5 protein-coding genes and 1 riboswitch are annotated in these 5,207 nt (G+C 51.5%); all 5 genes read right to left on the bottom strand.

The features are described from left to right. Window positions 1-359, bottom strand: a 359-nt coding sequence (locus tag Q7V48_04445) for an adenosylcobinamide-GDP ribazoletransferase (GenBank protein MDO9209985.1), incomplete at its 3' end; no start/stop codon positions are given. Then, on the bottom strand, window positions 356-1,429 hold the full coding sequence (gene cobT, locus Q7V48_04440) for a nicotinate-nucleotide--dimethylbenzimidazole phosphoribosyltransferase (protein MDO9209984.1): 1,074 nt from the start codon (window positions 1,427-1,429) through the stop codon (window positions 356-358). The genes cobT and Q7V48_04445, both read right to left, overlap by 4 nt. Before the next feature lie 85 nt (window positions 1,430-1,514). Continuing rightward, a complete protein-coding gene (cobU, locus tag Q7V48_04435) occupies window positions 1,515-2,054 on the bottom strand; it encodes a bifunctional adenosylcobinamide kinase/adenosylcobinamide-phosphate guanylyltransferase (protein ID MDO9209983.1) in 540 nt (179 codons plus the stop codon). A gap of 281 nt (window positions 2,055-2,335) precedes the next feature. Beyond that, window positions 2,336-2,626, bottom strand: a riboswitch (cobalamin riboswitch). Window positions 2,627-2,815: 189 nt separating this feature from the next. After that, the gene (gene gltA / locus Q7V48_04430) at window positions 2,816-4,228 is read right to left on the bottom strand and encodes an NADPH-dependent glutamate synthase (protein ID MDO9209982.1); all 1,413 of its coding nucleotides are present in this window, start codon (window positions 4,226-4,228) and stop codon (window positions 2,816-2,818) included. Next, window positions 4,228-5,079 (bottom strand): sulfide/dihydroorotate dehydrogenase-like FAD/NAD-binding protein, encoded by an 852-nt coding sequence (locus Q7V48_04425; GenBank protein ID MDO9209981.1) that lies wholly within the window; start codon window positions 5,077-5,079, stop codon window positions 4,228-4,230. The genes gltA and Q7V48_04425 overlap by 1 nt, the downstream gene beginning before the upstream one ends. Window positions 5,080-5,207 lie beyond the last annotated feature (128 nt).

Below are 5,207 nucleotides of genomic sequence, written 5' to 3'. Positions count from 1 at the left end.
CCCAAAATCAAAATCAAACCAACGACCCCAAAAGTCCCCACCCGATGATCTTTCATGATCTTCATTCTTTCTTCGGGAGACTTTCCGGAAGCCAGCCCATCGCAAGTATCGGCTAGCCCATCCAGGTGGAAAGCTCCGGTTAGAAGGACCAGAAGCATGACGACCAGTCCATCCGCGAGGGTACGGGGAAAAGCCAAGGAAAAAAGCCAGTGAGCTGCCCAGAGAATCAGTCCCAGAAGAAGCCCGATCACCGGGTAGAAAGCCATGGATCGGCCCAAGAGCTGGGGATCTATTTCCTGATCACTCTTCCTCCAGGGGAGGATGGTTAAAAATTGCCAGGCTAAAGAGAAACTGTTCATTCCTTTGCTTCCGATACTCCCGCTCCAGAAAAAGTGGCCATTTCGTTCATGACTTTTACCGCCGCTTCGATCATAGACATGGCCAAGGCCGCTCCGGTGCCTTCCCCCAGGCGGAGGGATAAATTTAAGATGGGCTTCTGTCCGATATGCTCCCACATAAACCGGTGGCCCACCTCAACGGACTGATGGGAAGCAAAAAGATATCCTTTTATCTCCGGGTTCAAACCCACCGCAATCATCGCTCCGGCGGTTGAAATGAAGCCATCGACCACTATAGGAATTCGGTGGGAGGCACACCCAATAATCAATCCGGCAATTCCGGCAATCTCCAACCCCCCTACTTTGGCCAGAACGTCCAGTGGGTCTTTCGGGTCGGGTCGGTTGAACGCAATGGCCTTCTCGATGATCTGGATCTTCCGCGCCAGGGCATGATCGTCGATTCCTGTTCCCCGGTGGGTAACCTGCTTCACCGGGATGCCCGTGAGGGAAGCCAGGATGGCGCTACTGGGGGTGGTGTTGCCGATCCCCATGTCGCCAGTGCCTACCAGATCAGCTTTTTGTTCCCGGGCGTGATCGGCCATTTCCAGGCCAACGGATAACGCCTGCACAGCCTGGTCCCTGGACATTGCCGGACCGCAGAGGATGTTTCCTGTCCCCCGGGAAACTTTACGGACGATCAGCCCCTCCCTGGGTTCAAACTCATGGTCCACGCCGATGTCCACCACGACCACTCTGGCTCCTACATGGCGAGCCAGAACGTTAATGCCAGCTCCCCCGCGAAGGAAGTTATAAACCATCTGGGGGGTTACTTCTTTGGGATACGCGCTGACGCCTTCAGCCACAACGCCATGATCGCCGGCAAAAACATAAATAATCTTTTTTCCAACCTTCGGGTTTAGATTCTCAACGATGGCCACGTACTTTTTGGCCATCTCTTCGAGTTGACCCAGGCTGCCCTGGGGTTTGGTCAGCCTATCCAATTTCGCCTGGGCCTGAGAGAAAAATTCCTCTTTTAATGGCCGAATCGACGCGATTCTCTCTTTAAATTCTCTTTCCAATTCTTCACCCATCTTTTATCCTCATTCGCTATACGCTTTGCTCCATGCCCTATGCTATATAAGCTATGCCCTCTGCGCTATGCGCTATGCGTCTTTTTTACGACGACGGTCCTTTTATTTTCTGGGGAAGTCCGCAAACCATAAAATAAACCTCATCCGCTTTCCGGGCTATTTTCTGCTGAATCAGTCCGCTCAGGTCGCGAAAAATTCTGGCTTGGGGGTTATCGGGAACGATGCCCATCCCCACCTCATTGCCAACGATGACCAGAGAACACTTCACAACCTGGCAGGCCTGCAGCAACCGATCCGCTTCCGCAAGGATCTTCTCTTCACTCCAATCTGCCATCATGAGGTTGGAGATCCAGAGGGTAAGGCAATCGAGAAGAATAAGGCTGGAATGATCTCCGTTTTTCCTGATCGCCTCAGCCACCCGGAACGGCTCTTCAAGGGTCTGCCAGTCTCCGGGCCGACTTTTTTTATGCCGAAGGATCCTCTCCGCCATCTCTTCATCCAGGGGCTGGGCCGTGGCCAAGTAGATTTTAGGTCCGGGGAATTTTGAGGCCAGTTCCTGAGCGTATTGGCTTTTCCCGCTCCGTGCCCCACCCGTAATAAAAATGATCTTCTTTATCATAGCCATTAAAAATATTTGCTTCTCACTTTTTTAGAGCAAAAGGAAATTCCGAAGCACGAAATCCGAAATCCTAAACAAATTCAAAATTCGAATGATCAAAACCTTTTAACAATCCTTGTATTGGGTTTAGAATTTTGTACATTCGATATTGTTTCGAATTTCGATATTCGAATTTCGAATTTTTATCTTTCCTGGTGTTCTCTGTGGCTGAAAAATAAAAACCCCAACTTCCTGGGGAGAAATTGGGGTTTCAATATGCTATGCCCGCCTTCCCCTCGGAAGGGTCGAGAATGTTAATCAAGTCGGGCAGGTTTCCTGGCTTACGGCTTCCTACTTGTCCGCCTGTCCTATGGCGAACTCCCCACGCCTTCCCGGACAATGTCCAGTGGCCGAAGGAAGTGATTAGTGTAAGTGTCAGTGATTAGTAAAAAAAAATCTTACGGCTGCACTGACACTAAACACGGACACTCATCACTTCTTTCATGTGGGTTTCGTTCCGATCACAGTTGCGGGGCAGCGATGGTCTTATACCACCTTCCCTTCCCGGCTTGCGCTATGTCTAAAAGTTTTTTTACATCCTCCTTTAAAAAAAGCTGTCAGCTTTCAGCCAATAAGAATGCCTTAAAAAATGCAATTTGATTAATTTGCTGGTTGCTGAGCGCTGCTTGCTGAATGCTTATTCATCTTCACACCTTGGTAAACGATTGTCAATTCTTTTTTCTACTTGCTGAGTACGCTATGTGCTTAGCGCTCGGCGCTCTGCGGATTCATTCTGTCAGGTATTTATGAATGGCTTCGGCAGCCTTGCGCCCGGCCCCCATGGCCAGAATGACCGTGGCTGAGCCGGTAACGATATCTCCCCCGGCGTAGACCCCTTTCTTGCTCGTGGTTCCGGTCTCGGGATCGGCGACGATATAACCCCATTTGTTGGTCTGCAGATCCGGAGTGGTCGACGGGACCAAGGGATTGGCTCCCGTGCCGATGGCCACAACCACCATGTCCACCTCTAAGGTAAATTCTGAGCCGGGAACCGGGATGGGCCGGCGGCGGCCGGATTCATCGGGTTCTCCCAATTCCATGCGTTGACACTTCATTCCGCATACCCAACCATCTTCGTTACCCAAAATCTCGACGGGCAAAGTTAAGAAATGGAACTGGACGCCCTCTTCTTCGGCATGGTGTACTTCCTCGATTCGAGCGGGAAGTTCCTTCTTCGAACGCCGGTAAACAATGTAAACGTCATCAGCTCCCAGGCGAAGGGCCGTGCGCGCCGAGTCCATGGCTACATTTCCTCCGCCCAAGACCGCCACCTTTTTGCCTTTGGCAATGGGGGTATCATACCGGGGAAAGAGATAAGCCTTCATCAGGTTGGAGCGGGTTAGGTATTCGTTGGCTGAATAAACTCCATTGAAGTTTTCCCCAGGGATGTTCATAAACGTGGGGAGACCTGCACCGGTTCCCAGGAAGACCGCATTGTAACCGTTAGCCATCAGTTCATCCACTGTGTAGATCTTGCCGATAACCATGTTGGTCCTAACTTCTACGCCGGTTTTTTCTAGGTAATCAACCTCGGCCTGGACGATGGCCTTGGGAAGGCGAAATTCGGGGATGCCGTAAACCAATACCCCTCCAGTTTTATGCAGGGCCTCGAAAATGGTAACCTGATGGCCTTTCTTGATCAGGTCTCCGGCCAGCGTCAGACCGGCTGGACCCGCACCCACAACGGCCACGTTCTTCCCTGTGGGGGGTGCCTTGGGAGGCATGATAAATTCCCCATGAGCCATTTCGTAATCAGCAGCGAAACGCTCCAGTCTGCCGATGGCCACAGGTTCACCCTTCTTTCCTAAGATGCAAACCTTTTCGCATTGGTCTTCCTGCGGACAGACCCGGCCGCAAACCGCCGGGAGGCTGTTCATCTCCTTGAGCTTGCGGGCCGCGCCCAAGAAATCACCCTGGAGGATGAGATCGAGGAAGGCAGGAATATCGATGGACACCGGGCAGCCTTCTATGCAGGTTGGTTTCTTGCACTGCAAACATCGGCTGGCTTCCAGCTTGGCCAGTTCTGGAGTGTAGCCAAAAGGAACTTCATCAAAGTTTTTAGCCCGAACCTTCGGATCTTGCTCGGGCATCTTCTGCCGGGGGATTTGGGTTCTTTTTTTCTTCTCGGTGGTCTCAGTCATCAGGATTTACCTCCCAGGCAAGCTCCCCCTTGATGGCGAAAAGTTTCCAGGGATAGCTTCTCCTGATCCAGGTAGGCCCGCTGCCGCTTAACCAGTTCAACGAAATTTACCTCATGTCCGTCAAACTCCGGGCCGTCTACGCAAACAAACCGGGTTCTTCCACCCACCGTAACCCGACAGGCACCGCACATTCCTGTGGCATCAACCATGATGGGGTTCAGACTGACAACGGTCTTTATTTTTTGATTGCGGGTGACATTACAAATCACCCGCATCATGGGCACAGGCCCAATGGCCACGACCAAGTTAATGGTCGTGCCCTCATCGATGACATTCTGCAGGATGTCGCTGACGAAACCGTGGTATCCGTAGCTCCCATCGTCCGTGGAGACTTTCAGGGAATGGGATACCTTGGCCATCTCCTCTTCAAGAATTAGAAGATTCTTGGTTCGGGCGCCAATGATGGAGAGGACGGTATTCCCGGCCTCCCGCATGGCTTTGGCAATGGGATAGACCGGAGCGATGCCGATTCCGCCACCAACGCAGACGACGGTCCCAAATTTTTCGATGTGCGTGGGAACTCCTAAAGGTCCGATTAAATCGGAGATCATATCCCCGGCCTTAAGCTTGCCGAGTTGTTCTGTGGATTTTCCCAATTCCTGGAAAATGAGGGTGATAGTCCCTGCCTCCGGGTCTGCATCGGCCATGGTCAAAGGGATTCTTTCACCCTCTTCGTTGATGCGTAAGACAATGAACTGCCCAGGCTTTCTTTTTTTGGCGATTTCCGGAGCAGCGATTTTAAACTGTTTTACTGCCGCCGCCAGTGGCTTGGCCTCGACAATGGGAAACACGGTTGTTTTCTCCTTTCAGAGAAATTTGCTGGACTTAATGCCTAACACAGGCGAAAAAATATTGTCAAGAAATTTTTCTCGACCTCACTTCTTCGGGAATTGCCCTTCAAAGGGGACAAAAATATCTC

The sequence above is a fragment of the Deltaproteobacteria bacterium genome (assembly GCA_030654105.1).
Taxonomy (GTDB): domain Bacteria; phylum Desulfobacterota; class SM23-61; order SM23-61; family SM23-61; genus JAHJQK01.
This window is presented reverse-complemented; position numbering and strand designations above follow the sequence as displayed.

What these genes read in the sequence shown, in the direction of transcription:
- cobT (MDO9209984.1), bottom strand. Translation starts at nt 1,429, where the DNA reads ATGGGTGAAGAATTGGAAAGAGAATTTAAAGAGAGAATCGCGTCGATT.
- cobU (MDO9209983.1), bottom strand. Translation starts at nt 2,054, where the DNA reads ATGGCTATGATAAAGAAGATCATTTTTATTACGGGTGGGGCACGGAGC.
- gltA (MDO9209982.1), bottom strand. Translation starts at nt 4,228, where the DNA reads ATGACTGAGACCACCGAGAAGAAAAAAAGAACCCAAATCCCCCGGCAG.